Source organism: Pantoea sp. AS-PWVM4 (assembly GCF_000468095.1).
GTDB classification, from domain to species: Bacteria; Pseudomonadota; Gammaproteobacteria; order Enterobacterales; family Enterobacteriaceae; genus Pantoea; species Pantoea phytobeneficialis.
Window position 1 is genome coordinate 291,183 of record NZ_ASZC01000002.1, and the last position, 26,071, is coordinate 317,253.

The 26,071-nt window shown below is 54.6% G+C and carries 25 protein-coding genes; 14 read left to right on the forward strand and 11 right to left on the reverse strand.

Translation table 11 applies throughout. The annotated features are described in order from the left end of the window. Positions 1-287: 287 nt before the first annotated feature. The 5 genes from L579_RS01520 to hutH are packed head-to-tail and all read left to right on the forward strand — an operon-like array spanning position 288 to position 4,891. Complete coding sequence (locus L579_RS01520) at positions 288-1,136, forward strand: transporter substrate-binding domain-containing protein (protein WP_021182526.1); 849 nt, start codon at positions 288-290, stop codon at positions 1,134-1,136. A 12-nt stretch (positions 1,137-1,148) separates the two neighbouring features. Then, a complete protein-coding gene (locus tag L579_RS01525) occupies positions 1,149-1,868 on the forward strand; it encodes an ABC transporter permease (protein WP_021182527.1) in 720 nt (239 codons plus the stop codon). An 11-nt stretch (positions 1,869-1,879) separates the two neighbouring features. Further along, a complete protein-coding gene (locus L579_RS01530; protein ID WP_021182528.1) occupies positions 1,880-2,608 on the forward strand; it encodes an ABC transporter permease in 729 nt (242 codons plus the stop codon). 1 nt (position 2,609) lies between these two features. Further along, a complete protein-coding gene (locus L579_RS01535) occupies positions 2,610-3,404 on the forward strand; it encodes an ABC transporter ATP-binding protein (RefSeq protein ID WP_021182529.1) in 795 nt (264 codons plus the stop codon). Beyond that, positions 3,401-4,891 (forward strand): HAL/PAL/TAL family ammonia-lyase, encoded by a 1,491-nt coding sequence (gene hutH, locus L579_RS01540; protein WP_021182530.1) that lies wholly within the window; start codon positions 3,401-3,403, stop codon positions 4,889-4,891. The genes L579_RS01535 and hutH overlap by 4 nt, the downstream gene beginning before the upstream one ends. Here hutH and L579_RS01545 read toward each other — a convergent pair. After that, a complete protein-coding gene (locus L579_RS01545) occupies positions 4,888-5,520 on the reverse strand; it encodes a flavin reductase family protein (RefSeq protein ID WP_021182531.1) in 633 nt (210 codons plus the stop codon). The genes hutH and L579_RS01545 overlap by 4 nt on opposite strands. Positions 5,521-5,665: 145 nt before the next feature. On the opposite strand from L579_RS01545, the gene rlmF reads away from it, so the two are divergent. Beyond that, the gene (rlmF, locus tag L579_RS01550; protein ID WP_021182532.1) at positions 5,666-6,592 is read left to right on the forward strand and encodes a 23S rRNA (adenine(1618)-N(6))-methyltransferase RlmF; all 927 of its coding nucleotides are present in this window, start codon (positions 5,666-5,668) and stop codon (positions 6,590-6,592) included. Positions 6,593-6,594: 2 nt separating this feature from the next. On the opposite strand, the gene ybiO is transcribed toward rlmF, so the two are convergent. The 6 genes from ybiO to rhtA all read right to left on the reverse strand — a co-directional run bounded on the left by ybiO (position 6,595) and on the right by rhtA (position 13,245). Continuing rightward, positions 6,595-8,862, reverse strand: coding sequence for a mechanosensitive channel protein (gene ybiO, locus L579_RS01555; RefSeq protein ID WP_021182533.1), 2,268 nt, complete (start codon positions 8,860-8,862; stop codon positions 6,595-6,597). Between the two features lie 120 nt (positions 8,863-8,982). Beyond that, positions 8,983-9,705, reverse strand: coding sequence for a glutamine ABC transporter ATP-binding protein GlnQ (gene glnQ / locus L579_RS01560; protein ID WP_013508434.1), 723 nt, complete (start codon positions 9,703-9,705; stop codon positions 8,983-8,985). After that, a complete protein-coding gene (gene glnP, locus L579_RS01565; RefSeq protein WP_013508435.1) occupies positions 9,702-10,361 on the reverse strand; it encodes a glutamine ABC transporter permease GlnP in 660 nt (219 codons plus the stop codon). The genes glnQ and glnP overlap by 4 nt, the downstream gene beginning before the upstream one ends. Before the next feature lie 84 nt (positions 10,362-10,445). Then, positions 10,446-11,192 carry a glutamine ABC transporter substrate-binding protein GlnH gene (glnH, locus tag L579_RS01570; protein ID WP_013508436.1) on the reverse strand — a complete coding sequence of 249 codons (747 nt, stop codon included), beginning with the start codon at positions 11,190-11,192 and terminating at the stop codon, positions 10,446-10,448. Positions 11,193-11,515: 323 nt separating this feature from the next. Beyond that, positions 11,516-12,019 (reverse strand): DNA starvation/stationary phase protection protein Dps, encoded by a 504-nt coding sequence (gene dps, locus L579_RS01575; protein WP_036624544.1) that lies wholly within the window; start codon positions 12,017-12,019, stop codon positions 11,516-11,518. A 317-nt stretch (positions 12,020-12,336) separates the two neighbouring features. Further along, positions 12,337-13,245, reverse strand: coding sequence for a threonine/homoserine exporter RhtA (rhtA, locus tag L579_RS01580; protein WP_021182535.1), 909 nt, complete (start codon positions 13,243-13,245; stop codon positions 12,337-12,339). A 379-nt stretch (positions 13,246-13,624) separates the two neighbouring features. Here rhtA and ompX point away from each other — a divergent pair, with 379 nt between their 5' ends. Continuing rightward, a complete protein-coding gene (ompX, locus tag L579_RS01585; RefSeq protein WP_021182536.1) occupies positions 13,625-14,134 on the forward strand; it encodes an outer membrane protein OmpX in 510 nt (169 codons plus the stop codon). A 127-nt stretch (positions 14,135-14,261) separates the two neighbouring features. Here the strand turns inward: ompX and L579_RS01590 are convergent, their stop codons facing one another. Beyond that, complete coding sequence (locus tag L579_RS01590) at positions 14,262-14,456, reverse strand: hypothetical protein (protein ID WP_021182537.1); 195 nt, start codon at positions 14,454-14,456, stop codon at positions 14,262-14,264. Between the two features lie 265 nt (positions 14,457-14,721). Here L579_RS01590 and mntR point away from each other — a divergent pair, with 265 nt between their 5' ends. The 7 genes from mntR to L579_RS01625 all read left to right on the forward strand — a co-directional run bounded on the left by mntR (position 14,722) and on the right by L579_RS01625 (position 23,488). After that, a complete protein-coding gene (mntR, locus tag L579_RS01595; RefSeq protein WP_013508441.1) occupies positions 14,722-15,180 on the forward strand; it encodes a manganese-binding transcriptional regulator MntR in 459 nt (152 codons plus the stop codon). 21 nt (positions 15,181-15,201) lie between these two features. Then, positions 15,202-16,311, forward strand: coding sequence for an SLC13 family permease (locus tag L579_RS01600; protein WP_021182538.1), 1,110 nt, complete (start codon positions 15,202-15,204; stop codon positions 16,309-16,311). A gap of 185 nt (positions 16,312-16,496) precedes the next feature. After that, positions 16,497-17,636 (forward strand): HlyD family secretion protein, encoded by a 1,140-nt coding sequence (locus L579_RS01605; protein WP_021182539.1) that lies wholly within the window; start codon positions 16,497-16,499, stop codon positions 17,634-17,636. Next, positions 17,633-19,201 (forward strand): DHA2 family efflux MFS transporter permease subunit, encoded by a 1,569-nt coding sequence (locus tag L579_RS01610; RefSeq protein WP_021182540.1) that lies wholly within the window; start codon positions 17,633-17,635, stop codon positions 19,199-19,201. The genes L579_RS01605 and L579_RS01610 overlap by 4 nt, the downstream gene beginning before the upstream one ends. Before the next feature lies 1 nt (position 19,202). Next, entirely contained in the window at positions 19,203-20,732 is a 1,530-nt protein-coding gene (locus L579_RS01615; protein WP_021182541.1) for an efflux transporter outer membrane subunit, read from the forward strand. A gap of 586 nt (positions 20,733-21,318) precedes the next feature. Next, entirely contained in the window at positions 21,319-21,723 is a 405-nt protein-coding gene (locus tag L579_RS01620) for an H-NS family histone-like protein (protein WP_021182542.1), read from the forward strand. A 172-nt stretch (positions 21,724-21,895) separates the two neighbouring features. After that, positions 21,896-23,488, forward strand: a complete 1,593-nt coding sequence (locus tag L579_RS01625) for an ABC-F family ATPase (RefSeq protein ID WP_021182543.1) — start codon at positions 21,896-21,898, stop codon at positions 23,486-23,488. A 51-nt stretch (positions 23,489-23,539) separates the two neighbouring features. On the opposite strand, the gene moeB is transcribed toward L579_RS01625, so the two are convergent. From moeB to L579_RS01640, 3 genes are all read right to left on the reverse strand, one after another. After that, positions 23,540-24,295, reverse strand: a complete 756-nt coding sequence (gene moeB / locus L579_RS01630; RefSeq protein WP_021182544.1) for a molybdopterin-synthase adenylyltransferase MoeB — start codon at positions 24,293-24,295, stop codon at positions 23,540-23,542. Then, positions 24,296-25,531, reverse strand: a complete 1,236-nt coding sequence (gene moeA / locus L579_RS01635; RefSeq protein WP_021182545.1) for a molybdopterin molybdotransferase MoeA — start codon at positions 25,529-25,531, stop codon at positions 24,296-24,298. It abuts the gene before it with no gap. Between the two features lie 66 nt (positions 25,532-25,597). Then, entirely contained in the window at positions 25,598-26,020 is a 423-nt protein-coding gene (locus L579_RS01640; protein ID WP_021182546.1) for a universal stress protein, read from the reverse strand. Positions 26,021-26,071: the final 51 nt, after the last annotated feature.

A 26,071-nucleotide genomic window follows, 5' to 3' on the forward strand; every position in this document is an offset into this window, starting at 1 on the left:
GAAACCTTGCGCCAGCGTGGTGCGAGTCTTGCCACTCCATAGTGCAACTCACCGTTACGTTGCTTCATATCCCCTGATTCCACCTGGCATCACGAGCTGGCACAACGTTTGCTAGGTTGTATGTACAAGTACAGACCGCATCGCCATTCACACGATTTATTGCATCTGGCTCACAAAAAACTCAAGCCGACAATGATCTGGCGCAGGCTAACTTGTATATACATGAAATGTCATTTGCGAAAAAACGCAAAGACAGCACCTACCGATTATCGACCAGGAGAAGCCGCATGACGCACCGCACCACATTTCGCCGTTTTTGCCTCACGACCCTGTTTTCCAGCCTGCTGCTGAGCGGTGTTGCCGCGCAGGCCAAAGAGTGGAAATCGATCACCATTGCTACCGAAGGCAGCTATGAACCCTGGAACCTGACCCTGCCGGGCGGCAAACTGGGTGGCTTTGAACCTGAGCTGATGACCGATCTATGCAAACGCATGGGGGTTCAGTGCAAGCTGGTGGTGCAGAACTGGGACGGGATGATCGCCGGACTGAACGCCGGAAAATATGATGTGATCATGGATGCGATTGTTATCACCCCGGATCGCAAAAAAGTGGTCAGCTTCACCACGCCGTATGCCTCTACGCCAGCCACCTTTATCACCGTAAAAGATTCTCTGCTGCCGCCAGACAGCAAAATCATCAAGCTGCATGACGATGCCAAAGAGATCGAGCCGGCGATTGCACCCCTGAAAGCTGCGTTGAAAGGTAAAACCATCGGCATTGCCTCCGGCACCGTCTACACCCCGTTTATCGATAAATACTTCAAAGATGTCGCTGACGTACGCGAATACACCACCTCGGCGGATGCCATCCTTGATCTTCAGGCCGGTCGTATCGACGCGGTGTTCGACGATGTCACCTTTGCGCAGTCGATGCTGGCGCGTAAAGAGAACAGCAACCTGACCTTCAGCGGCCCGCAACTGGGTGGCCCGATTTGGGGTGAAGGCGAAGCGATGGGCGTGCGCATGGCTGACAGCGATCTGAAAGCCAAACTGGATGCCGCCATCCATGCGGCGCTGGCCGATGGCACCGTGAAAACCCTGAGTGAGAAGTGGTTTAAAACTGACGTAACCCCGTAAGTGAGGTCAACCATGATGAGCCTGTTGAGTTTTGGTGCTGACGGCTGGGGCCGTCTGATCCTGAGCGCTGCCCTAACCACCTTGCTGCTGTCGCTGGCGGCGTTGCTGATTGGCGCGCTGGTGGGATCCGGCATCGCAGCGGCGAAACTCTCCACGCAACGCTGGCTGCGCTGGCTGGGCGAAGCCTATTCCACGGTGTTTCGTGGTATCCCGGAATTGTTGGTGATCTACCTGTTCTACTTCGGTGGTTCCGGATTGATCACCCTGATCGGTCAGATGTTCGGTGCGGATGGTTTTATCGAAGCGCCGCCGTTTCTGATTGGTGCTCTGGCGATCGGGCTTATCTCGGGTTCTTATCAGGGTGAAGTCTACCGGGCAGCGCGGCTGGCGCTGGCGAAAGGTGAGATTGAAGCTGCCGTCGCCATCGGTATGCCGCGATGGCGCATCGCCCAGCGCATTTTGCTGCCCCAAGTGGTGCGCTATGCGTTGCCCGGCATGTCAAATGTCTGGCAGATGAGCCTGAAAGATTCGGCGCTGGTGTCGGTAACCGGCATTGTTGAATTGATGCGCGCCAGCCAGATCGCCGCCGGTTCTACCCGTGATTACTTCACCTTTTATTTAGTGGGCGGTGCCTGTTATCTGGTGCTGACCCTGCTTTCCAACCATGCGTTTCGCCGGGCGGAATTACGCCTTGGCCGCGCCTGGCAAAGTCGCACTGCGGCGCAGCATTAAGGAGCAGCAGTATGATCGACTTTGCCTTTCTGAGTGACACCTTTCTGAAACTGAGCGCCGCGCTGCCGGTCACGCTCGGCCTGTTTATCAGCGCCTTTCTGTGTGGTGGGGTGCTGGCGTTGGGCATTCTGACGCTGCGCATGAGCCGCTGGCGGGTGCTGAGTGGCTTTGCGCGCGGCTATATTCTGGTGTTTCGTGGCTCACCGCTGTTGATTCAACTGTTTTTGATTTACTACGGTCTTGGTCAGTTCGGTGTGATCCGTCACAGCTTTGTCTGGCCGTTTCTGCGCGAACCCTTTACCTGTGCCGTGCTGGCGTTGTCGCTGTGTACCGCCGCCTATACTGCCGAGATCCTGCGTGGCGCGCTGTTGGCGGTGCCACCAGGTCAGGTAGAGGCGGGGCTGGCGTGCGGCATGTCGCGTGGCCTGCTGCTGCGGCGCATTATCGCGCCGATTATGTTGCGTTACGCGCTACCGGCTTACTCCACCGAGGCGATTTTGCTGGTGAAATCCACCGCCCTTGCCAGTCTGGTCACCGTCTGGGACGTGACCGGTGTGGCACAGCAGATCATTCAGCGTACCTACCGCACCATGGAGGTGTTCCTGTGTGCGGCGGCTATCTATTTGATTCTTAATTTTATTATCGTCCAGCTTTACGCGCTGCTTGAGCGCCGTCTGACCCCGGCGCATCGCGTTGAAAAAAAGCCGTTGCCCGCCGTTAAACCGATTGCCGGAGAGTGATATGCACCATTTACCCCCGATTACCCTGTCGGCCACCGACATCCATAAATCCTTCGGCGCGATGGAAGTGCTGAAAGGCATTAATTTACAGGCGCGCAAAGGCGATGTGATCTCCATTCTCGGTGCCAGCGGATCGGGCAAAAGCACCTTGTTGCGCTGCATCAACTTGCTGGAGACGCCGGATGCCGGTGTGGTCAGCGTGGGTGGCGAAACCATTGAGATGAAGCGCCACGCCCGTGGTCATCAGTTGGCGGCCAATCCGAAACAAATTGAGCGTCTGCGTTCACGGCTCGGCATGGTGTTCCAGAGCTTCAATCTCTGGTCACACATGACGGTGCTGCAAAACGTGATTGAAGGGCCGCATTACGTGCTGAAGCGCGACAAAAAAAGCTGCATCGCCCAGGCCGAGCAACTGCTGGATCGCGTTGGTCTGCTCAATCGCAAAGATTTTTATCCGGCGCAGTTATCGGGTGGTCAGCAGCAACGCGTGGCGATTGCCCGCGCGCTGGCGATGGACCCGGAAGTGATGTTGTTTGATGAACCCACCTCGGCGCTGGACCCGGAACTGGTCGGCGAAGTGCTGAAGGTGATGCGTAGCCTGGCGGAAGAGGGGCGCACCATGCTGGTGGTCACGCATGAGATGGGCTTTGCGCGCAACGTATCGAACCGCGTGGTGTTTATGCATCAGGGCACCATCGATTGTGAAGGCGCGCCGGAAGCGCTGTTCGGTGATCAGGGTTCGCAGCGGTTTAAACAATTTATTTCCAGCCATCAACGTACGGAGCAACCGGCATGAGTGGCACGGTAACCTGGGGCGACAGCCCGTTAAGCTGGCAGGATGTGGTCGCAGTGGCGCGTCACGGCGCGGAATTAACCCTGAGCACCAGCGCCTGGCAGCGCATTGCCGACGGGCGTGCCATCGTGGACGAGATTGTCGCCAGCGGCCATATCGCCTATGGCATCAACACCGGGTTGGGGGCGTTGTGCAACATCACTTTGCCGGAAGAACAACTGGGGCAGCTGTCGCGCAATACGCTGCTGAGTCACGCCTGTGGTGTCGGGCCGCTGCTGCCTGCGGATGACGTGCGGGCGATTATGTGTGCCGCTATCGCGAACTACAGCCACGGTAAATCCGGTGTCTCGGTGGCGCTGGTGCAGCAACTGCTGGCGTTACTGAATCAACATATTATCCCGCAGGTGCCGTCACAGGGGTCGGTCGGTTATCTCACGCATATGGCGCATATCGGTCTGGCGCTGATTGGTGTGGGGGAGGTGACGTATCAGCAACAAGTCATGCCTGCCGAACAGGCGTTGGCGCTGGCCGGTTTAACCCCGTTCCGTCCGGGGGCGAAAGAGGGGTTGAGTCTGGTTAACGGCACGCCCTGTATGACCGGCATGGCGTGTCTGGCGCTGGACGATGCGGCACGCCTGCTGGACTGCGCGGATGTCACCGGGGCAATGAGTTTTGAAGCGCTGCGTGGGCAACTGGCGGCTTTCGACGAGGAAATCATCGCGCTGAAGGCCAGTCCGGGCATGCAACTGAGCGCCGAGCGGCTACGTCAGTTACTGAGCGACAGCCCCTTGCTGGCGGCCAGTGTCGGGGTACGCACCCAGGATGCGCTCAGTCTGCGATCCATGCCGCAGGTCCACGGAGCGAGCCGCGATCAGTTTGATCATGCTGCCCGCCAGGTCAATATTGAACTGAACGCCTGCACTGACAACCCGCTGGTGCTTGGCACGCCGGAGAACTGGCGCGTGGTGTCGCAGGCCAATCCACACGGTGAATCCGTGGCGATGGCCTGTGATTTGCTGGCAATTGCCCTGGCGGAGCTGGGTAGCATTGCGGAGCGTCGGCTTGACCGTCTGGTGAATCCGCTGGTGAGCGGGTTACCGGCGTTCCTGGTGGCGCAACCGGGGGTGAATTCCGGCATGATGATCGCGCAATATGTTGCGGCTGCGCTGTGCGCGGAGAACCGTCAACTGGCGCAACCGGCGGTGCTGGATAACTTTGTGACTTCCGGTTTGCAGGAGGATCACCTGAGTCTTGGCACCGGCGCGGCGCTAAAGCTGCTGAAACTGGTGGGGAATGTCTGGCAGATCCTCGCTATCGAATATCTGCTGGCGGCGCAGGCACTGGATTTCCACGGTGAAGACCAGCTGGCAAGCGGCACGGCGCAGGCGTTGCGTCGCCTGCGTGCGGTGGTTGCCAACTGGCAGGAGGATCGCTGGTTGGCACCGGAAATGGCGCGTGCTGTGCAGGTCCTCAAAACCCACCAGGGTTAAGCGCGGCGGGCGTCCGGTCGCACCAGATCAAAGCGCAACGCTTCACTGATGCCGTAGTAGGCCGAGGGGCCACCGGCACGCAGGATGGGTTGCGCTTTCGCCGTTTGATAGATGCCGTTTTCCAGCAGTTGTTCATCAATATGAATCGCCACCACTTCACCCAGTACCAGCCAACTGTCCAGCTCCGCACCCTGCACATCCTGTAAACGGATGCACTGCGTCAGCCGACACTCAAAGTTAACCGGGCTTTCCGCCACCATGCTGACGTTGACATGCGAAGCGGGGGTTGGCGTTAAGCCAGCCAGCGCAAACTCATCCTGCTCAGGGGGAATTGATGCGGAGCTTTCGTTCATCGCTTCGGCCAGTGGACGCGTTGCCAGGTTCCAGACAAATTCGTTGCTCTCGCTGATATTACGCACGCTGTCTTTCCAGCCGCTGCTGGCAAAACCAATGATGGGCGGATGGTAGTTGAAGCAGTTAAAAAAACTGTAAGGGGCAAGGTTGCGCACTCCGTTGGCACTTTGCGAACTGATCCAACCAATGGGACGTGGGCCGATGATGGCGTTGAGGGGATCGTGCGGTAAGCCGTGACCGGCACGGGGTTGGTAGGTATAGCGCTGACGCGTCATAACATCTCCTGGCGTGGCTGAAATAGGGCAAAACGCGCAATAAATTGCGCCGCTACGGAATTTAACAGCGTAACGCAAATGGGCAGAGATTTTCTTTTTTTCCCAACACGGAGTATCTTACGCCGCGTTATCGATCGGAGAACCTATGAACAAACCAGCCGCCACTTCGCCCTTCCATCCGCGCAATCGCCATCAGGGCCGTTATGATTTTGCTGCGTTAACGGCGGCGCATCCGCCACTGGCAGACAAGGTGCGCCCGAACGGCTACGGCGAGCTGTCGGTGGATTTTGCCGATCCGCAAGCGGTGATGTTACTTAATCAGGCGCTGCTGAAGCTGTTTTATAACCTTAACTGGCAGTTGGCGGAAGGCTATCTGACACCGCCGGTACCGGGCCGGGCAGATTATATTCATGCGCTGGCCGATTTGCTGGCGACTGATAACGGCGGGGTGATCCCGCGCGATGTGGACGTGATGGATATTGGTTGCGGTGCCAACTGCATCTATCCGTTGATTGGTCATGCCGAGTACGGCTGGCGCTTTACCGGCACCGATATCACGGCAGAAGCGATCACCGCCGCCAACCAGATTGTTGCCAGCAATCCGGGGTTACAGCGTGGCATTCGCCTGCGCCGTCAGAAGCAACCCGAGGCGATTTTCGCCGGGGTGGTGCACAAAAATGAACGCTATCAGGCGGTCCTGTGTAATCCGCCGTTCCATGCTTCGGCAGAAGACGCTGCGGCGGGCAGCCAGCGTAAAGTGCGTAACCTTGGCTTGAAGAAAAGCACGCCGCTCAACTTTGGTGGTCAGCATAACGAGTTGTGGTGCGACGGCGGCGAGCGCAAGTTTGTCGGTCAGATGATTGCCGAAAGCGTTGCTTTTGCTGACCGTATTGTGTGGTTCACTTCGCTGGTGTCACGCAAGGAGAATTTGCCCGCGCTGCGCGACCAACTGCGCGATCTTGATGTGTACGAGGTACGCATTATCGAGATGGCGCAGGGACAGAAGCAGAGCCGGTTTATCGCCTGGACCTTCCTGCCGCCAGCCTCGCGCGCTCAGCGACTGAAGCGCTAAATTCACGCGCCCGGCGGCAACGCCTGAAAACTGGCGGCGGATGCGACATCGCTGCCGGTTTGCATCACCTCCACCGTCTGATGCGGCGCTTTGATGCCCGCAGCATCGAAGTGTTTTTTCACCTTATCATCCAGCGCAAACCGCACCGACCACTGCTTCAGCGGTTGGGTGGTGAAGGAGACACGCACGGTGAAGGATTGGTTGGTCAGCCCGACCAGTCCGGCAAAGCTGGGTTCCCCAATCACCATGCCGCGAATCTCCGGATTTTCCAGCAATTCTTGCACCGCCGCTTGCAAGGTGGCATTCACTTTCTCCGTGTCTTCGCTGCGGTCAACATCATAGTTGGCGACGAACGAGCCGATGCCGCGCACAAAGTTGGCGAAGGTGGTGATCGAGGACCAGGGAATAATATTTAACGCACCGGTATCCTGGCGTACTCCGACGGAGCGAATCGACATCCTTTCCACCGTGCCGGTGATGGTGCCGATAGTCACCAGGTCGCCGGTATTCATCCCGTTCTCAAACTGGATAAACACGCCGGTGATGATGTCTTTCACCAGCGTTTGCGAACCAAAGGATACCGCCAGCCCCAGCGCGCCTGCGCCCGCCAGCAATGGGGCGATATTCACCCCAACTTCAGACAACAAAATCATAATGGTGATGGTGCTGATCACCACTGCCAGCGCGTTGCGGAATAGCGTCAGCAGCGTGCGGGTACGGGCGCTTGGCATTGGACGACCGTGGGAATCCGATGCCAGACGGCTCTCAATCAGGCTCGCCAGCAGCGTCCAGCCAATCGCCGACAGCAACACAATCATCACGATGCGGATCAGCACGTCGACCATCTTCTGTCCGGTGCCAAAGGTCAGCCAGTGCCAGAGGTCAAACAGGTTCCACGCATTCAGCAACAACAACAGGGTCGCCAGCACGGTGATCACCCGCGCCAGTTTGAGCAGCGCTTTTACCCAGTCGTTGACGCGCTTTTGTAACTCCGGGTAGTTACGGCGCAACTCAGGGGAGAGCGTGAGCGTTTTACCAATCCAGCGCGTTAACATGCCGGAAATCAGCGCGGCGATACCAATAATCGCCAGGCTGCGCACCGTGGCTGACATCATAAACTTCAGGCTGTCACCGGGATTAAAAATGGAAAGCAGAAACAGGGCGATAAAGTAAGCGCTTGCCAGCCAGTGCCATACCATAGCGTAGGCGCGGATAAACAGCGCAAAAAAACTCAGGCTGCGATCGGCAAGGCGCGCGAGGGCATCGTGGATGCGACGTTTGTTGCGAAAAATCAGCCACAGCGCCCAGACGGTCATAATGCCCATCACCAGGACATTAACCAGTGCCGCGACCTGCATATTCACCTGATTAGACACGACAGGTACCACCACCAGCAAACCGTAGCCGATGATGCCACTTAACCAGCTCAGACGGGTATTCCAGTAACGAGCGCGATCGTCTGGCAAATGGAAAAAACGTAACGTTGGGTAGTTGGGGCAAAAGATTAAGCGCAGCACCGCCTTGAAGAACTCAATTAACGCAAAGGCATTGAGAAACAATCCCTGTTGGTAAGCAATGGTGCGGTTATCACCGTGGTAGTTATCGCTGATGATCTGGCCAATAAACAGCGTTAACGCCAGCAGCAGCAAATCGATAATAAACGCCAGCGTGATGGTCGCGGGCAGATGCAGCCAGTTGTTGTGCTCGCGGTTTTTGTCACGGCCCCATTGTCCCATGCGATGCCAAAACGGTGACATCAGGCGGCGTACCAGCCAGTAAAAGGCAAACACCGCCACTGCCAGCACTACAAAATGCTTCAGGGCATTAAAGAAGGTTTGCTGGTTGAAAGGTTTGTGCGGGGCATTGGCGATGTTGTTATGCAACTGGGCAAATTGTGACGCCACCTCGCCACCATATTCTCGGGTCACGCTGGTGACGCTCTCCAGCACGGTAGGATCTTCATCAGTCGCTTTTGGCGGTTCGAGTACCGGTGCTGCGCTGGTGGAAGGGGTACTGGCGGCCTGGCGTAACTGATCAATCAACTCCTGACGTGAGTCGTTATTTTCCAGTATGTTAGCCAGTGCAGCATAGGCGGCTTTTTTCTCTTCCAGGGTTGGGGTGCTGTCACTGCTGGCGGGGGGAGAGGATTGCTGTGCGGCAACTGCCGCCTGTGGCAGCGTGACCGCCTGTGTGGTCGGGATCAGCAGCAGGCAGATCAGACTGAGGCTCCAACAGATGGCACGACGCCATTGTGGGCGGGCAAACGACATGGCTTTCTCCTTCAGCTTCGCACAAGGGGAAAGTATAGACAGTGGGGGAGGGAGATGAGTCCGAAAGGGGGATGCCGTAACGGCGCGCGATAAACCGCACCGTTACGGCACAACAGCGGATTAAGATACGTGCTGCAAAAACTCGCGCAGACGATCGCTCGGCGGGTTGGTGATCAACGCGTCCGGGTCGCCATCTTCGGCGATGGTGCCTTTATCGATAAAGATCAGGCGCGAGGCGACTTTCTGTGCGAAACCCACTTCGTGCGTCACGATGACCATCGTCATGCCTTCTTCGGCCAGGTCCTGCATCACTTTCAGCACTTCATGGCGCAGTTCAGGGTCGAGGGCAGAGGTTGGCTCATCGAACAACATCATTTTCGGCTTTACCGCCAGTGCGCGCGCAATGGCGACGCGTTGTTGCTGACCACCGGAAAGTTCAGACGGGAAATGGTGCGCGCGTTCGGCAAGGCCCACTTTACCCAGCAGCTCACGCGCCAGCTTCTGCGCATCTTCTTTCTTCGCACCGCGCACGCGGATCGGACCGAAGGCCACGTTATCCAGGGCGCTCATCTGCGGAAACAGATGGAACTGCTGAAACACCATGCCTGCTTCCTGACGGATCAGGCGTTCGTCGACTTTCGGGTCGTTCACCTTCATGCCATCGACAATCAGATCGCCGGTGGTGATCTCTTCCAGCTTGTTAATGCAGCGCAGCAGCGTTGATTTACCGGAACCGGATGGGCCGATAATCACCACCACTTCACCCTGATTAATTTTCAGGTTGATGTCGTGCAGAACCTGGGTCTGGCCGAAGTTTTTAGAGACGTTTTTAAATTCAATCACAGGATTTTCACCCTTTTCTCAATACGGCGCAGCACAAAGCTCAACACCAGCGTAATAACCAGATAGATGATGGCAACGGCGCTCCAGATCTCCAGCGCGCGGAAGTTACCGGCGATGATTTCCTGGCCCTGGCGGGTCAGTTCTGCCACACCAATCACGATAAACAGCGAGGTGTCCTTGATGCTGACAATCCACTGGTTACCCAGCGGCGGCAGCATACGACGCAGCGCCAGCGGCATGATCACGTAACGCAGCGTTTCGCGACGAGACAGACCCAATGCCAGACCGGCTTCACGGAAGCCTTTGTTGATTGACAGCACCGCACCGCGCGTGATTTCCGCGATGTAGGCACCCGAGTTGATCATAATGGTCACCACCGCAGCGGTGAACGGATCAATCCGCAGGTCCGGGAAGGCCATCGGCAGGGCGAAGTAAATAAACATCACCTGCACCACAATTGGCGTGCCGCGAATCAATTCAATGAAAACCAGTGCGATGTTGTTAGCGATCCAGCCGCCGTAAGCGCGGGCGAAACCGGCCACCAGGCCGATAATCAAACCGCCGACCAGGCCGAGGACCGAAATAATCAGGGTCATTTTGGCGCCTTCCAGCAAAATCGGCAGGGCAGGCCAAATGACGCTCCAGTCAAACTCCATGGTGGAACTCCAGAATTTGTTGCGATGGAAAAAGCAGGGCTGAATCAGCCCTGCTGCAAAGATAAAAATAGAACAAGATGCGAATTATTTAGGCTCGCTGCCGAACCATTTTTTATAGATGGTGTTGTAAGTGCCGTTGTCACGCAGGGTTTTCAGCGCGCCGTTCACTTTTTCACGCAGGTCGTCGCTGCCTTTCGGGAACGCGATACCGTACTGCTGAGCTGAGATTGACTCACCAACCGCTTTGAAGCGACCTTTGCCCGCGGTGTGGATGAAGTACAGGATGTTCGGGGTATCGTGCAGCACGGCGTCAGCACGGTTGGTGCCTAACTCCATGTATGCGTTGTCGATGTTCGGGAACTGACGCAGATCTTTCGATTTGATGTGCGCTTTGGCGTAATCAACAGAACCGGTGCCGCTTTTCACTGCCACCACTTTGCCGTTCAGATCATCGATGCTTTTGATGTTGTTTTCGTTGCTACGCACCATCACCAGCAGACCGCTTTTGTAGTAGCCGTCAGAGAAATCGATGGCTTTTTTACGTTCATCGGTAATGGTGATACCTGCCAGCGCCACATCGACGTTGCGGGTTTGCAGTGCCGGGATGATGCCGCTGAAATCCATTGGCTTCAGGGTGTAGTCCAGTTTCAGTTCTTTAGCGATAGCGGCCCACAGGTCGATATCAAAACCGACATATTGGTCACCCTGCTTAAATTCGAACGGAACGAAAGCGGTGTCAGTGGCGACAACCAGTTTTTTATCTGCTGCGGTGGATGAAAGAGAGAAGGCCAGCGCCAGGGCTGCCACGGAGACTTTAATCAGTGACTTCATCATTTTTCCTTATTACCTTCCAGACCTGCTGGCCTGATTTGCGGCTGATCATATGAAAAAACTATGCCAACTTTTCATTTGTCGCGAAATCAGCAGGTTGCATAACGTTGCTGACACGATTTTGCTTACAGAAAACGAAATGCACCATTATGAAGCACCAAAATGGTGCGCGGTGCCTTTGTGGTGCAGGGCACAGTGTGCCCCAGAGCGCAGGGCAGGAAAAGCAGGGATGAAGAAATTGTTAACGGTGTCAAAAAAAGCACCAGGATGTTACACAGGCATAAAAAAGGCGGGTTAAACCCGCCTGATTAAGAATTTACTGATTATTCGATATTAGATTCGATAAACCACAAGAACTTATCGAGATCGCGTGATGCGGCGGTGAAAATATCCGCGCTATCTTCATCGCTCACTTCACTGATGGCTTTACGGACATCGTTTGCCACGATGGCATAACGGTCGGCCAGCGCTTTCAGATGATCCTGCACGCTGTGGATATTTAGCGGGTAGCTTTTCAGTGGCGTTTTATCGTTGACCACCTGAGTGGTGCCCAGCGCAACGCCGCCCAGCTGTACCACACGTTCAGCAATGGTGTCCTGATGATCGGTAATCGCGGTACGGAAGCCGTCCAGCATTTCATGCACCGCAATAAAGTTCGCGCCGCGCATGTTCCAGTGCGCCTGTTTGGTGATCAGCGACAGGTCAATAAACTCCACTACCAGACGGTTGAGCACCTCAATGGTGGCTTTCTTCTCGCTATCAGCCACGTCGTTACGGGTGTAAATCAGATCGGAAGATTTTGTTTTAACCAGTTTTGCGGTACTCATCATTAAATTCCTCTTGTTGATGGGTTGTCCTAATCAAGCACGGGGATAAGTATAGCAGCACTTCCCTGGCTTGCAGGATTGATTCAGTCAATATCAGGAATAGGTAAACACCCATTGATCATCGCTGGGAGATTAAATGCTGTGAGGGTAAGTTAATTACAAAAACTAGTTTTATCATGCAGATAAAATATATCTGTTAATTGTCTTTCATGAATGTTGCAAAATAATAACAAAACAGGGCGGCAAGAAATAAAAATTGATAATGAGAATGGTTTATATATTCAGCCAGTTCTCTGACTGGCTGAATATATCGATATTTATTGTGGGGGATTTAAATCTACTTCGTTAATTTGTGGGCTTTTCGGTTTCATCGTTAGCGTGGAACCGGCTGAGGCGATAATGATCGCCAGCAGGGCAAGCCATTGTTTTAACGTCAGTAATTCACCAAGGAATAACATGCCGGAGAGCGCGGCCATGGCGGGTTCCAGGCTCATCAACGTGCCAAAGATGCGCGCGGGTAAGCGGGTGAGCGCCATCATCTCCAGCGAATAAGGAATGGCGCTGGAGAGTAAGGCAATCAGCAGGGCCAGCGGCAAAATTTCCCAGTGCCAGATACCGCTATGCGCAAAGGTCAGACCGAGAGGGACAAAAATAACCGAGGCGATTAAGGAACCCATCGCTACCGTCGCCGGGCCGTGTTCAGCCCCCGCGCGCTGGCCCGCCAGAATGTAGATCGCCCAGCAGGCACCAGCCGTGACGGCCAGCAATGCACCCAGCGGGTCGATATGGCTCATTCCTTCACCAATCGGCAGCAGAAACCATAAACCGATTACTGCCAGCAGCACCCAGAGAAAATCCAGTGGACGTCGGGAACCCAGCAACGCCAGCGTCAGCGGCCCGGTAAACTCCAGTCCAACCGCGACACCCAGCGGCACGGTACGGATGGAGAGATAGAAGGAATAATTCATGCAACCGAGCGCCAGACCATACATCAGCAGTGGCATACGTTGTTCACGGGTAAAACGCAGACGCCAGGGTTTAAAGATGGCGCAGAGGATAAGGGTACCCAGCCCAAGACGCAGGGCGGTGATGCCAGGCGCACCGACGGTGGGGAACAACGATTTCGCCAACGATGCGCCGCCTTGTAGCGACAGCATGGCAATCAGCAGCACGGCGATCGGGAAAACCACCGGCGTCAGTTTTTTGGCAGTCAGAGGTGCAGACATGCTGGAATCAATCCCTGTTGTTATTAACATCAAAGTAACAGCCAGCAGTGTAAAGGAATTGCGCGCAAATAAGGAGGCGCACTTTCGGCAAAAATAATCGCAACGGCAGTTGAAAAAACAGCCAATTTCAGGTCCATTTCCGTAAAGAAATGTCAGCCAGGATTAGGAATTTACTTAAAGGTGTAAATGGCGGGAAGAAAGTTCATTGCAGTTTGATGACGCTTTTTATAAGAAAAATGAATGACATGGGAAACTTCATTAACTTTCTGTTACACCAAACAATCTGTTAGACAACAAATTAACGGCAGAGTTTCGCGCTATTTTTTGTTATATTTTTAGGCGTTGTCAGGAGAGAAGTTTTATCACATTTGAGGTGGTTATGAAAAAAATTGCATGTCTTTCAGCACTGGCTTGTGTACTGGCAGTCGCAGCAGGTTCTGCCATGGCGCAGAGCACCGTTACCGGTGGTTACGCTCAGAGCGATTACCAGGGTGTTGCCAACAAAGCTAACGGTTTCAACCTGAAATACCGTTACGAAGACGGTACTAACCCGCTGGGTTGGATCGGTTCTTTCACCTACACCGAGAAAGATCGCACTGACGCTGGCGTGTACAACAAAGGCCAGTACTACGGCATCACTGGTGGTCCGGCTTACCGTCTGAACGACTGGGCAAGCATCTACGGTGTTGTAGGTCTGGGCTACGGTAAATACCAGTCTAACGGTGCTGACCGTCAGAAATCTGACACCAGCGACGTAGGTTTCTCTTACGGTGCAGGTTTGCAGTTCAACCCGATTCAGAACGTTGCACTGGACGTGGGCTACGAGCAGAGCCGCATCCGCAGCGTCGACGTAGGCACCTGGATTGCTGGCGTAGGCTACAGCTTCTAAGTTTTTGCTTAGACCAGAGTTGCAAACGAAACGGCCCCGATGGGGCCGTTTTTTTATGTCTTTTTCGCAGACAAACAAAAGCAGCGCGATCAATCGCGCCGCATTCAAAATTAGTCAGGGGATGCGCTTAGCCGCGCCAGATCAGATTCGGGCAGGGACGCTCGGCAAGTTTTTTGCCGGTGAGCTTTTCGATCAACATCAGACGCAGCGCGAACGGTGAGCGGCTCAACAGGCACAGCAGCGATTTCAGCTCGAAAGCTGGCGCGCTTTTTTCCGCCTGGAAGCATTTGCCACAGTCAAGGCAGCTTTTCATGGTGGTCATATTCACCTCCCGATTATTGACGACGTAACAGTAAGCACAGACCTGCGATAAACAACAGGAAAAGGAGCAACAGCAAATAAGGGTCATGCATGGTTTGCCTCCTTTGTGAGCATTGCTGCTTACATTATCAGCGAATATAGCACCGGCTATACCCTTTAGCCAAGGCTATTTAGGAAAATTTTGTGCTTATTTGTGCCTGGTTTACAATGAGCGCAGCTAGCCCGTACCGCAGTTCTGGTATGGCAAATAATAAAGAGGAAGCTGAATGAGTCGTCGTGCCAAGAGCGCCATTACCCCGCCGCAGGGGCCGCTTAAAGATATAGAGGAGCATGTCGAAGGATTTCGCCAGGTGCGCGAAGCACATCGTCGTGAATTAATTGATGACTACGTTGAGTTAATCTCTGATTTGATTCGTGAATTTGGTGAGGCGCGCCAGGTAGATATGGCTGCGCGGCTCGGTGTTTCGCAACCGACCGTAGCGAAAATGTTGAAGCGCCTCGGCAGCACCGGACTGGTTGAGCAGGTGCCCTATCGCGGGGTCTTCCTGACGCGTGAAGGGGAGAAACTGGCGGAAGAGAGCCGTGCGCGCCATCACATTGTAGAAACTTTTCTGCTGGCGCTGGGCATCAGCCCTGAAACGGCGCGTCGTGATTCGGAAGGTATTGAACATCACGTCAGTGATGAAACCCTCGCCGTGTTTAAGAAGTTTTATGAGAGTCGCTAACTGTTAAGGCTTTTCGCCATCATGCCCATCGTGCTTCGTTCTTTCATGCGTGATCGCATTTTGCATTTGTTGTTGCTGTTGGGTGTGATATTGCTGCCATTTGCGGATTTCCGCTGGCAGCAGTTGCCGGGTGCCGTGGACTGGCACACCATCATGACGCTCACCGGGTTGTTGATGTTGACCAAAGGCCTGGAAAACAGCGGCTATTTTGATGTGCTGGGCGCGCGGCTAATCCAGCGATTTCAGCATGAACGGGCGCTGGCGTTGTTTATGGTCTGTGCCGCTGCGCTGCTTTCTACTTTCCTCACCAATGATGTTGCGCTGTTTATTCTGGTGCCGCTGACCCTGACGCTGCGTAAGTTTTCCCGCCTGCCGATTTCGCGCCTGATCATCTTCGAAGCGCTGGCGGTCAATGCCGGATCGCTGCTTACGCCAGTGGGGAACCCACAAAATATCCTGTTATGGAGCCACGGTTCGCTGAGCGTCTCCGCCTTTATTCTGCAAATGCTGCCGATTGCGGCCTGGCTGATGTTGACACTGATGGCGTTGACCTGGTGGAGTTTTTCGCCGCGTGCCATCCAGAAACATGACGCCGGGCAGGAACATCAGTGGCAAAAGCCGCTGTTTATCCTCAGCGTGGTGTTGTACCTGCTGTTTGTGGTGGCGCTGGAACTGAAGCTAACGGGGTGGGCGCTGCTGTTGGTTGCGGGGTGTTTTTTACTGCTGGCCCGTCAGGTACTGATCAGCATCGACTGGAGTTTGCTGCTGGTATTTGTAGCGATGTTTATCGACGTCTTTTTACTGATGCATCTGTCGCTGCTACAGCCGCATTTCGCCGCCATTGGCCAGTTAGGCGAGGGCGGGTTGTATCTGCTGGCGATTGGTCTGTCGCAAATCATCAGTAATGTGCCCTCAACTATCCTGTTGTTGCAAAAGGTGCCGCCCTCCGATGTTCTGGCCTGGGCAGTCAATATCGGTGGATTTGGCTTGCTGCCGGGGTCGCTGGCCAACCTGATTGCGTTGCGAATGGCACAGGATCGCCGCGTCTGGTGGCGCTTCCACCTCTTTTCACTGCCGATGCTGGCGTGGTCGATGCTCAGTGGCTGGCTGCTGTTGCAATGGCTGCGCTAAACCAGCGAATTCTCTTCACCTGAGGCGGTTAGTCACCGCCTTTTCAGTATGTTATCGCGCCTTCGAGCTGAAAATGCGTGCTTTCACTGTTTTGTAAAGAAACACTGGAATTTGTCAATTTGTTATCTAAGGTTAACTTGACCGCTTACGCCCGGGGATCGGGGCCAGGATTAAGATGACAATTTATGAGTGATAACAAAAATCAGCCGCCTGTACACGCGGCACAAAACCCACATCAGCCAGAAGAATCGAACGTCAATTCATCAAATAATAATGAGCCGGAACGTAAACGACCAGGTAAAAAGCCGTTGGTTATCCTGGTAATTGTTGCCGTGATCATGCTGCTGGTGATTTTCTGGTTCTGGTTTAGCAATCGCAACATTGAAACCACCGATGATGCCTTTACCGAAGGCAATGCCGTCACCATCGCACCGAAAGCCGCAGGTTATGTGGTGAATCTGTTGGTACGAGATAACCAGCGGGTGAAGAAAGGCGATTTGCTGGTTGAGATTGATCCGCGTGATAACGTGGCACAACGCGATCAGGCGAAAGCCCAACTCGGGCTGGCGCAAGCGCAGCTGCATCAGGCGCAGGCGCAACTGGCGTTGTCCCGCGTACAATATCCGGCACAGCGCGACCAGGCATTAGCCGATCAAGCGAAAGCGCAGGCGAATTTGCTCAATGCTCAGGCCGATTATCGCCGGCAACATGCGGTCGATCCGCGCGCCACCTCACAGCGCAATATCGATAGCGCGACGGTGCAATTACGCTCCGCCGAAGCACAGTTGCTTAGCGCGAAGGCGCAGGTTGAGGTGGCATCGCAGGTGCAATTGCAGCTTCGTGCCCAGGAAACCAATGTCGAAGCGCGTCAACAGCAGGTTGAGCAGGCGCAGGCGCAACTGAATACCGCCGAACTGAATCTGTCTTACACCCAGGTGCGTGCGCCATACGAGGGTTTCGTCACCAAACGTAATGTCCATATCGGTTCACTGGTGCAGGCGGGAACTGCGTTGTTCTCGCTGGTTTCGCCCGATATCTGGATTACCGCCAACTTTAAAGAGTCGCAACTGGAGCGGATGAATCCGGGCGATAAAGTGGAAATCAGTGTTGATGCCTGGCCGAGCCTCAAGCTGGAAGGGCATGTGGACAGTATCCAGATGGGGACTGGTTCGCGCTTCTCCACCTTCCCGGCAGAGAATGCCACCGGTAACTATGTGAAAATCGTCCAGCGTGTGCCGGTGAAAATTGTCATCGATAAAGGTCTTGATGCCAACCATCCATTGCCGCTGGGACTGTCAGTTGAACCGAAGGTGACTGTGGAATGAGTGCGAGCCAGAGCTGGAAACCCGCCAGCAATCCCTGGCTGGTGGCGATCACGGTAACGTTGGCGGTGTTTATGGAGATCCTTGACACCACCATCGTGAACGTCGCGCTGCCACATATCGCCGGATCGCTCTCCTCCAGTTATGACGAATCCACCTGGGTGCTGACGTCATACCTGGTGGCGAACGGCATCGTCCTGCCTATTTCGGCCTTCTTTACCCGCCTGTTTGGTCGCAAACAGTTTTTCCTGATCTGTATCGTGATGTTCACCGTCTGTTCATTTCTGTGCGGGATTGCGACGGAGCTGTGGCAAATCATTCTGTTTCGCGTGATGCAGGGATTTTTCGGCGGTGGTCTGCAACCAACGCAGCAATCGGTGCTGCTCGACTATTTCAAACCGGAAGATCGCGGCAAGGCATTTGGCCTCTCCTCGATTGCGATTATTGTGGCACCGGTGATTGGTCCCACGTTGGGCGGTTGGATCACCGACAACTACAGCTGGCGCTGGGTATTCTTTATCAACATCCCGGTCGGGATTCTGACGGTGCTGGCAATTTACCAGTTGCTGGAAGATCCGCCGTGGGAAAGCAAATGGGAAAAAGGCCGCCTGAAGATTGATTACATCGGTATCGGGCTGATCACCCTTGGGCTGGGATGTTTGCAGGTGATGCTGGACCGTGGTGAAGATGCCGACTGGTTCGCCTCCCACTTTATTCGCCTGTTTGCCGGGTTGGCGGTGGTGGGGATTGTCGGTGCCGTTTACTGGCTGCTCTACGTGCGTAAGCCGGTGGTGGATCTGACGGTGATGAAGGACCGCAACTTCTGGGTCGCCGGGTTGCTGATGGCGGGTATGGCGATGATTCTGTACGGCAGTTCGGTGGTGTTGCCGCAGTTGGCGCAGCAGGATCTGGGTTATACCGCCACCTGGTCTGGCCTGGTGCTGTCGCCCGGCGCGGTGCTGATTGTGCTGACCATCCCGCTGGTGCTGAAGCTGATGCCCATTGTGCAGACACGTTACATCATCGCCTTTGGTTTCAGTTGCCTGGCGCTGGCGTTCTGCTATTCCACCCGCCTGACGCCGAATGTCGATTTCACCACCCTGGTATTGATGCGCAGTGCCCAGTCGATTGGCCTTGGCTTCCTGTTTGTGCCGCTGACCACCATTGCGTTTATCACCGTACCGCAGCGCTTAAACGCTGATGCAGCTGCGTTATTTACCATGTTCCGTAACGTGGCGGGATCAATCGGTATCTCGCTGTCAACGGCGGCGATCACCGAGCGAATGCAGACGCAGTCGGCCAATATGGTGCACAACATGACGCCGCTCAATGAGCCATTTAACCTCACGTTGCAGCACTGGGTGCAGGCGATCCGTGATTACACCACGGCGGTGGGCGATCCGCTGCAAATTGCCAGCGGTCAGCTTTACCAGGAGATGATCGCCCAGTCACGCATCCTTGCCTATATCGATGTCTTTATGGGGCTGAGCATTGTGGCAGTACTGTTGATTCCTTTTTGCTGGTTGCTTTCGCCGATTAAGAGTGAAGGCAGTGCAGGAGCACATTAAAATGAACAAGTTCGTGCGCAGCGCGCCGTCACTCAGTGTCATCTCGCTCGCGCTATTGTTAGCCGGGTGTGCGGTGGGGCCAGATTATCAGCCACCCCATGCACAAACGCCTGCCAGCTACCGTGATCTCCCCTCTCAGGAAGCGTCAAAACCGTTGTCAGCAGCGACCAACCCGCTATGGTGGAAAAGTTTTAACGATCCGTTGCTCGACAGTCTGATCACCCGTGCGATAGCCGATAACCTGACGCTGCAACAGGCGGTGCTGCGCATTGCCGGGGCGCGTGAGCAGCTGGCGCAGGCGAGTGGCGGGCTGTTTCCGACGCTGAGCGGTTCGGCCAAAATGACCCGTCAGCAGCTTGGGTTGAAGGGGTTGCTGGAATCGAACGGTGTATACAATCAGGTCGATAGTGATGTGGCGGGTCAGCTCAATGGTTTGACGCATTCGGTGAATTTGTATCAGGGAAGCTTCGATGCCAGTTGGGAACTGGATCTGTGGGGCAAAGTGCGGCGTCAGATCGAGATGGCCAATGCGCAGCAGCAGGCGGCGATGGAGCAGCGTAACGATGCACTGGTTTCGCTGCAAGCTGAAGTGGCGCGAGCGTATCTGCAACTGCGCGGTGCGCAGGCGGTGCTGCAAACTTTGCAGGAGCAGATTACCGTCGCGCAACAAACCTCAGAATTGACCCAGAGCCAACAGCGCAACGGTATGGCACCGCTGACTGATGTTGAGAACGCCCGTGCGCAGTTGTCATCCCTTAACGCGCAGTTGCCGCAATACCAGGCGCAGGAGCGCCAGGCGATGAATGGGCTGGCGGTGCTGTTGGGGAAAACCCCTGGCGCGCTGGACAGTGAACTGGCGAGCGTAAAACCGCTGCCTGCGTTACCGAAACTGGTATCAGTGGGTATTCCTTCCACGCTGGCACGACGTCGACCGGACATTCGTCAGGCGGAAGCCACGCTGCACGCGCAAACCGCCAATATTGGTGTGTCGGTGGCAGAGCTGTTCCCCAGCCTGTCACTGACCGGGCAACTTGGCGTGCGTAACACCGACGCCAGCTATCTGGACAACTGGAGCAGCCACTTTTATAGCATCGGCCCGTCGCTCTCGATCCCGATCTTTCAGGGCGGGCAACTGGTGTCCAGCGTGAAACTGGCGCGCGCGCAGCAGGCCAATGCGGCGCTTGAGTATCGTCAGACGGTGCTTACGGCGTTACAGGACGTGGAAAACGCGCTGGTCAGTTATCGCGCTGACCAACAGCAGGTGACGGCGCTGGATGAAACCACCGGGGCGTTACAACGGGCTTTTGATCTCGCGACTGACAGCTATCGCCAGGGGATCTCCACCTTCCTCGACGTGCTGGATGCACAACGTCAGCTGGCGCAGGCGCAGGCGCAATCCACTCAGGCGCGGATGCAAACGGCTTTAGACCTGGTGGCGTTGTATAAAGCGCTCGGCGGTGGCTGGGAACCGTATCAGACGGTCAATCTGCCTGACTACGCGGTATTTGGTCCGGCAACTGAAGTCAAATAATCTGTCAGGGCCGCAGCGGGTACAGTTGCGGCTCACGATGTTGACTCCCGCGTATTCTTTATTTTCCTGAGCGTGAATTCCGTGACCTCTCTGACTTTACACGCCAATGGCCAGAACATTATTTGTCCGGCTGTTTGTCATGATGAGCAACAACAACCGGCAAGACGAAAGCCATAAAGAAAAGTCGCTGAACATGCCGATGAAAATGTGATACAGGCCGGTGAAATACCGGTCTTTTTTATGTTTGTTTGCGTAAAAATGTGACTTAACCTGGTTATGCTATAAATAAGCATTGCATAGCTAAAAACATGTTTTCATCAGTCCATTAATCTTTGTTTACCTTTGTGCTCACTTCTGCCGCAGAGACAATATCCTCTGAAAATCGATGCAGGATTTCGCTGAGGGTACAAGTTGTCGGTGTTAATTTGGGGTAAATAAAACGGTCCGTCTGGTTTAATCAACTGCGTGATCATTATCGTTATCCCTTAAGAATTATCCGCGATGTAAAATTAATTTATTTTTTTATTTGAATTGGGTAATCTTGCCACTACAGTTTATTTAAACCCCCTTAAGCAAGGACATTGTGATGAGTGACGTATTCTTTAAAGTTCTGAACAACATTCGCACATTACGTGCACAGGCACGCGATCTGCCACTGACTGACCTGGAAGAGATTCTGGAAAAATTAACCGTGGTCGTCACCGAGCGTCGTGAAGAAGTACAAGCGGAAGAAGCGCAGAATCGCGAAAAAGAAGAGAAGCTGTCTAAATACCGCGAAATGTTGCTGGCTGACGGTATTGATCCGAACGAATTACTGGGTGCGCTGGAAACCGGTAAAAAACGCGCCAAGCGTGCGCCGCGTCCGGCAAAATATTCTTACACTGATGAAAACGGTGAAGAGAAGTCATGGACTGGTCAGGGCCGTACTCCTGCTGCGATTAAAAAAGCACTGGATGCTGGCAAAAGCCTCGACAGCTTCCTGATCAAATAATCTGCACAATCCTTGTAAGCGGGAGCCGAAGGTGACATCACCTTCGGCTTTTTTTATGGGGTAATAAACAACGGCTTGTTGTACCTGGCCCGCACAATGGTGGCATCCCAGTGCCTGCTTCTGGCATAATGCCCGCTGTTTTTTCCTCCACTGCGTAACAAAGGTCAATGCCGTGTTAGTTTCCAGCAATATCACCATGCAGTTCGGCAGTAAGCCGCTGTTTGAGAATATCTCCGTTAAATTTGGCGGCGGTAATCGTTACGGTTTAATCGGTGCAAACGGCAGCGGTAAATCGACCTTCATGAAAATACTGGGCGGTGACCTGGTGCCAAGCGCGGGAAATGTTTCCCTCGACCCGAATGAACGTATCGGTAAGTTGCGTCAGGACCAGTTTGCGTTTGAGCAATATAGCGTGCTCGATACCGTGATTATGGGGCACCATGAATTATGGGCCGTCAAGCAGGAACGTGACCGCATATATGCCTTGCCGGAAATGAGCGAAGAGGAAGGCTATAAAGTTGCTGACCTCGAAGTGCAATACGGTGAAATGGATGGTTACAGTGCTGAATCCCGCGCAGGGGAATTATTACTGGGTGTAGGTATCCCGGTAGAACAACATTACGGACCGATGAGCGAAATTGCGCCCGGCTGGAAATTACGTGTGTTGCTGGCGCAGGCATTATTTGCCAACCCGGATATTCTGTTACTCGATGAACCGACCAACAACCTGGATATTGACACCATTCGCTGGCTGGAGCAGGTACTGAACGAACGTAACAGCACCATGATCATCATTTCGCATGACCGTCATTTCCTGAATATGGTTTGCACGCATATGGCGGATTTGGATTACGGCGAGCTGCGCGTTTATCCGGGTAACTATGACGAATATATGACCGCAGCCACCCAGGCGCGTGAGCGTTTATTAGCAGATAATGCGAAAAAGAAAGCGCAAATTGCCGACCTGCAATCTTTTGTCAGCCGTTTTAGCGCTAACGCCTCAAAATCACGTCAGGCAACCTCGCGTGCTAAACAGATTGAGAAAATCAAACTGGATGAAGTGAAAGCCTCCAGCCGTCAGAACCCCTTTATTCGTTTTGAACAGGATAAGAAACTGTTCCGCAATGCGCTGGAAGTGGAAGCCATCACCAAAGGTTTCGATAACGGCCCGTTATTTAAAAATCTGAACTTGCTGCTGGAAGTCGGAGAAAAAATGGCGGTGTTGGGTGCCAACGGTATTGGTAAAACCACCTTGCTGAAAACGCTGGTAGGCGAGCTGACACCGGAAAATGGTACGGTTAAATGGTCCGAGAATGCGCGCATTGGTTATTACGCGCAGGATCACGCGACAGATTTTGCCGACGACCTGACGGTGTTCGACTGGATGAGCCAGTGGAAACAGGAAGGGGACGACGAGCAGGCAGTGCGTAGCATTCTTGGTCGTCTGCTGTTCAGCCAGGACGATATCAAGAAGCCAGCTAAAGTTCTGTCCGGTGGTGAGAAGGGCCGTATGTTGTTTGGTAAGCTGATGATGCAGAAACCGAACATCCTGATTATGGACGAACCGACCAACCACCTCGATATGGAATCCATCGAATCGCTGAACATGGCGCTGGAGATGTACGAAGGCACGCTGATTTTCGTCTCGCATGACCGTGAGTTTGTCAGCTCGCTGGCAACCCGTGTGCTGGAAATCAAAGGCGATCGCGTGGTGGACTTCACCGGCAACTACGAAGATTATCTGCGTAGCCAGGGGATTGTGTAAAAACAGCGTAGCGGCGCGATTTATCGCGCCGCAATGAGCTGGTACGGTTTTTTATTTCCCCCCGCACACCTCACAATGCGCATCCTGCGCCACTTTCATCGTGCGAAACTCGGCGCTCAAGGCATCGTACATCAGCAACCGTGAGCTGGCTGGGGTGCCAAAGGCCGTCAAAACTTTAAGGGTTTCCATCGCCTGCATGGCCCCCATAACCCCAACTAACGGAGCCATCACACCGGCTTCAACGCAGCTCAGCGCCTGCTCGCCAAACAAACGGCTGATGCAACGATAACAGGGCGTATCCGGCTGCCAGGTAAATACGCTGAGCTGGCCTTCCATGCGAATCGCGGCAGCAGAAATCAACGGTATCTTGTGTTGCCAGCACCAGCGGTTGATCTGTTCACGCGTTTGGACGTTATCCGTGCAATCCAGTACCGCATCATGACGGGCAATCAGGGTGCCCAGCGCCGTATCCTCAAGCTGCGCATTGAGGGTTTCTAACTGGCAATGGGGATTGATCGCTGCCAGCTGCTGTGCAGCAGAATCCACTTTCGCCATACCAATCGTACTGTCACGATGCAGGATTTGTCGTTGCAGGTTACTGAGCGCGACGGTATCGAAATCCAGCAAGGTCAGTTGCCCCACGCCCGCTGCGGCCAGATAAGGTGCGGCGGCACAACCCAGCCCGCCAAGCCCAACGACCAGAACACGCGCGGCTTTTAGTTTTTCCTGTCCGTCAAAATCGAAGCCACGCAACACGATTTGCCGGTTGTAGCGCAGCATCTCTTCATCGCTTAACTCCGCGTGCATTTATCCCTCCAGCAGGCTGTTGAAGGGTTCAACGTCGACCCATTCACCGGCTTCCACGTTACCGCGTTCACGCTCCAGCACGATAAAACAGTTTGCCAGCGCAAAGGAACTGAACACATGTGAACCCTGCGGCCCGGTGCTGCGAACTTCCAGCATCCCGTCTGCGCCACGGCTGAAGATACCGCGTTGGAAATCGAGGCGTCCCGGTGATTTTTTCAGACGCTGGGTGGCTCTGGCGCGCAATCGTGCCGGTATCAACGGCGCTTGCTGGCCGGTGAGGGTACCGAGCAACGGCTGAACCAGTTGATAGAAGGTCACTGCCGCCGATACCGGGTTGCCCGGCAGGCCGCAGAACCAACTGTTGGCGAGTCGACCAAAGGCAAAAGGTTTACCGGGCTTGATCGCCAGTTTCCAGAAGGTGATGGCCCCCAGCTCCTCCAGCATGGCTTTGGTAAAGTCGGCTTCACCGACCGATACACCGCCCGTGCTGATCACCACATCGGCCTGACGATCTGCTTCACTGAATGCCTGACGCAACGCCACAGGGTCGTCGCCAATCACGCCAAGGTCGATCACTTCGCAACCAAGGCGGTTTAGCATTAACGACACGGTGAAGCGATTGGTATCGTAGATCTGTCCTGCTGCCAGTGGTTGTCCCACCGCCTGTAATTCATCGCCGGTGGAGAAAATCGCCACCCGCAATTTACGCAGCACGCTGACCTGGGCGATGCCCAAAGAGGCCAATAGCGGCAGCTCAGCGGCACCGAGGCGCACACCGGCGTCCAGTACCTGTTTGCCCGCCTGAATATCTTCACCACTGCGGCGGATATGCTGCCCGGCGTTGACCGGTGCGGTGATGACAATCCCACCGTCACGTTGTTCGGTTTCTTCCTGCATCACCACCGCTTCACAGCCTGCGGGGACCGGCGCGCCGGTCATGATGCGGATAACCGTTCCCAGCGGCCATTCGCCGTTGAAAGGTCCACCGGCAAAGGCTTTGCCCGCGACAGGCAACACGCGATCCGGTGCAACATCGGCGAGGCGTACCGCATAACCGTCCATCGCGGCATTATCGAAGGGGGGGACATCCAGCGGTGATAACACCGGCTGGGCGGTGATACGCCCGGCGGCTTCGAATAACGATACCTGTAATGAATCGGTAATCGGGGTGAGTTGCGCCAGCATTTTTTGCTGGGCGTCTTCGAGGGAGATTAAGCCCGCAGTAAAAGGTTCCATGTCCATATCAGCCTGGTTATGTCAGATGCTGCCTATTATGGCAGGCAAATGCCTGCCGCCGCATTATTACGGCAAATGTTTTATCAGCACATCAATGTTTAACCGGTTGATGTATTCCATGGAATTGGAGGTGAGGACACCCATAAAGCGGTTATGGTGTCCGACAATCACTAAATCGATATGTTTTTCGGCAATGCATTTTTCGACGTCTTTAAAGCGGCGCAACGTAACCAGCTCATGGCATTTAACCGGCAGACTTACGCTGGCGGAGAGCTTGCTCATCAGCGCCTTCGCCCGAATTACATCCTCCGACACCACATCGTTCATCAGGCTGTCCGACACATAATTCATTTCCCGGTAATCATCGCTGATATGGGCGAGGGTGACTGTCATCGCCAGTTCTTCAGCCAACGTCACGGCGTGGTTCAACAGCAATGCGCCATCCTGATTTCCCTGAACCAGCACCAGGGCATGGTTATAACTGTTCATGGCTTGCTCCGGCATGATCTTTGCTGTGAGTATAGTGTTTCGCCCCTGCTA

Bases quoted from the DNA above. Each gene is read 5' to 3' on its own strand.
- L579_RS01545 (WP_021182531.1), bottom strand. From the start codon at position 5,520: ATGACGCGTCAGCGCTATACCTACCAACCCCGTGCCGGTCACGGCTTA.
- L579_RS01620 (WP_021182542.1), top strand. From the start codon at position 21,319: ATGAGTGACGTATTCTTTAAAGTTCTGAACAACATTCGCACATTACGT.
- L579_RS01615 (WP_021182541.1), top strand. From the start codon at position 19,203: ATGAACAAGTTCGTGCGCAGCGCGCCGTCACTCAGTGTCATCTCGCTC.
- glnH (WP_013508436.1), bottom strand. From the start codon at position 11,192: ATGAAGTCACTGATTAAAGTCTCCGTGGCAGCCCTGGCGCTGGCCTTC.
- glnP (WP_013508435.1), bottom strand. From the start codon at position 10,361: ATGGAGTTTGACTGGAGCGTCATTTGGCCTGCCCTGCCGATTTTGCTG.
- L579_RS01610 (WP_021182540.1), top strand. From the start codon at position 17,633: ATGAGTGCGAGCCAGAGCTGGAAACCCGCCAGCAATCCCTGGCTGGTG.
- dps (WP_036624544.1), bottom strand. From the start codon at position 12,019: ATGAGTACCGCAAAACTGGTTAAAACAAAATCTTCCGATCTGATTTAC.
- L579_RS01605 (WP_021182539.1), top strand. From the start codon at position 16,497: ATGAGTGATAACAAAAATCAGCCGCCTGTACACGCGGCACAAAACCCA.
- hutH (WP_021182530.1), top strand. From the start codon at position 3,401: ATGAGTGGCACGGTAACCTGGGGCGACAGCCCGTTAAGCTGGCAGGAT.
- L579_RS01525 (WP_021182527.1), top strand. From the start codon at position 1,149: ATGATGAGCCTGTTGAGTTTTGGTGCTGACGGCTGGGGCCGTCTGATC.
- L579_RS01520 (WP_021182526.1), top strand. From the start codon at position 288: ATGACGCACCGCACCACATTTCGCCGTTTTTGCCTCACGACCCTGTTT.
- ompX (WP_021182536.1), top strand. From the start codon at position 13,625: ATGAAAAAAATTGCATGTCTTTCAGCACTGGCTTGTGTACTGGCAGTC.
- L579_RS01530 (WP_021182528.1), top strand. From the start codon at position 1,880: ATGATCGACTTTGCCTTTCTGAGTGACACCTTTCTGAAACTGAGCGCC.
- L579_RS01600 (WP_021182538.1), top strand. From the start codon at position 15,202: ATGCCCATCGTGCTTCGTTCTTTCATGCGTGATCGCATTTTGCATTTG.
- L579_RS01640 (WP_021182546.1), bottom strand. From the start codon at position 26,020: ATGAACAGTTATAACCATGCCCTGGTGCTGGTTCAGGGAAATCAGGAT.
- ybiO (WP_021182533.1), bottom strand. From the start codon at position 8,862: ATGTCGTTTGCCCGCCCACAATGGCGTCGTGCCATCTGTTGGAGCCTC.
- L579_RS01590 (WP_021182537.1), bottom strand. From the start codon at position 14,456: ATGACCACCATGAAAAGCTGCCTTGACTGTGGCAAATGCTTCCAGGCG.
- rlmF (WP_021182532.1), top strand. From the start codon at position 5,666: ATGAACAAACCAGCCGCCACTTCGCCCTTCCATCCGCGCAATCGCCAT.
- rhtA (WP_021182535.1), bottom strand. From the start codon at position 13,245: ATGTCTGCACCTCTGACTGCCAAAAAACTGACGCCGGTGGTTTTCCCG.
- moeB (WP_021182544.1), bottom strand. From the start codon at position 24,295: ATGCACGCGGAGTTAAGCGATGAAGAGATGCTGCGCTACAACCGGCAA.
- moeA (WP_021182545.1), bottom strand. From the start codon at position 25,531: ATGGAACCTTTTACTGCGGGCTTAATCTCCCTCGAAGACGCCCAGCAA.
- L579_RS01535 (WP_021182529.1), top strand. From the start codon at position 2,610: ATGCACCATTTACCCCCGATTACCCTGTCGGCCACCGACATCCATAAA.
- mntR (WP_013508441.1), top strand. From the start codon at position 14,722: ATGAGTCGTCGTGCCAAGAGCGCCATTACCCCGCCGCAGGGGCCGCTT.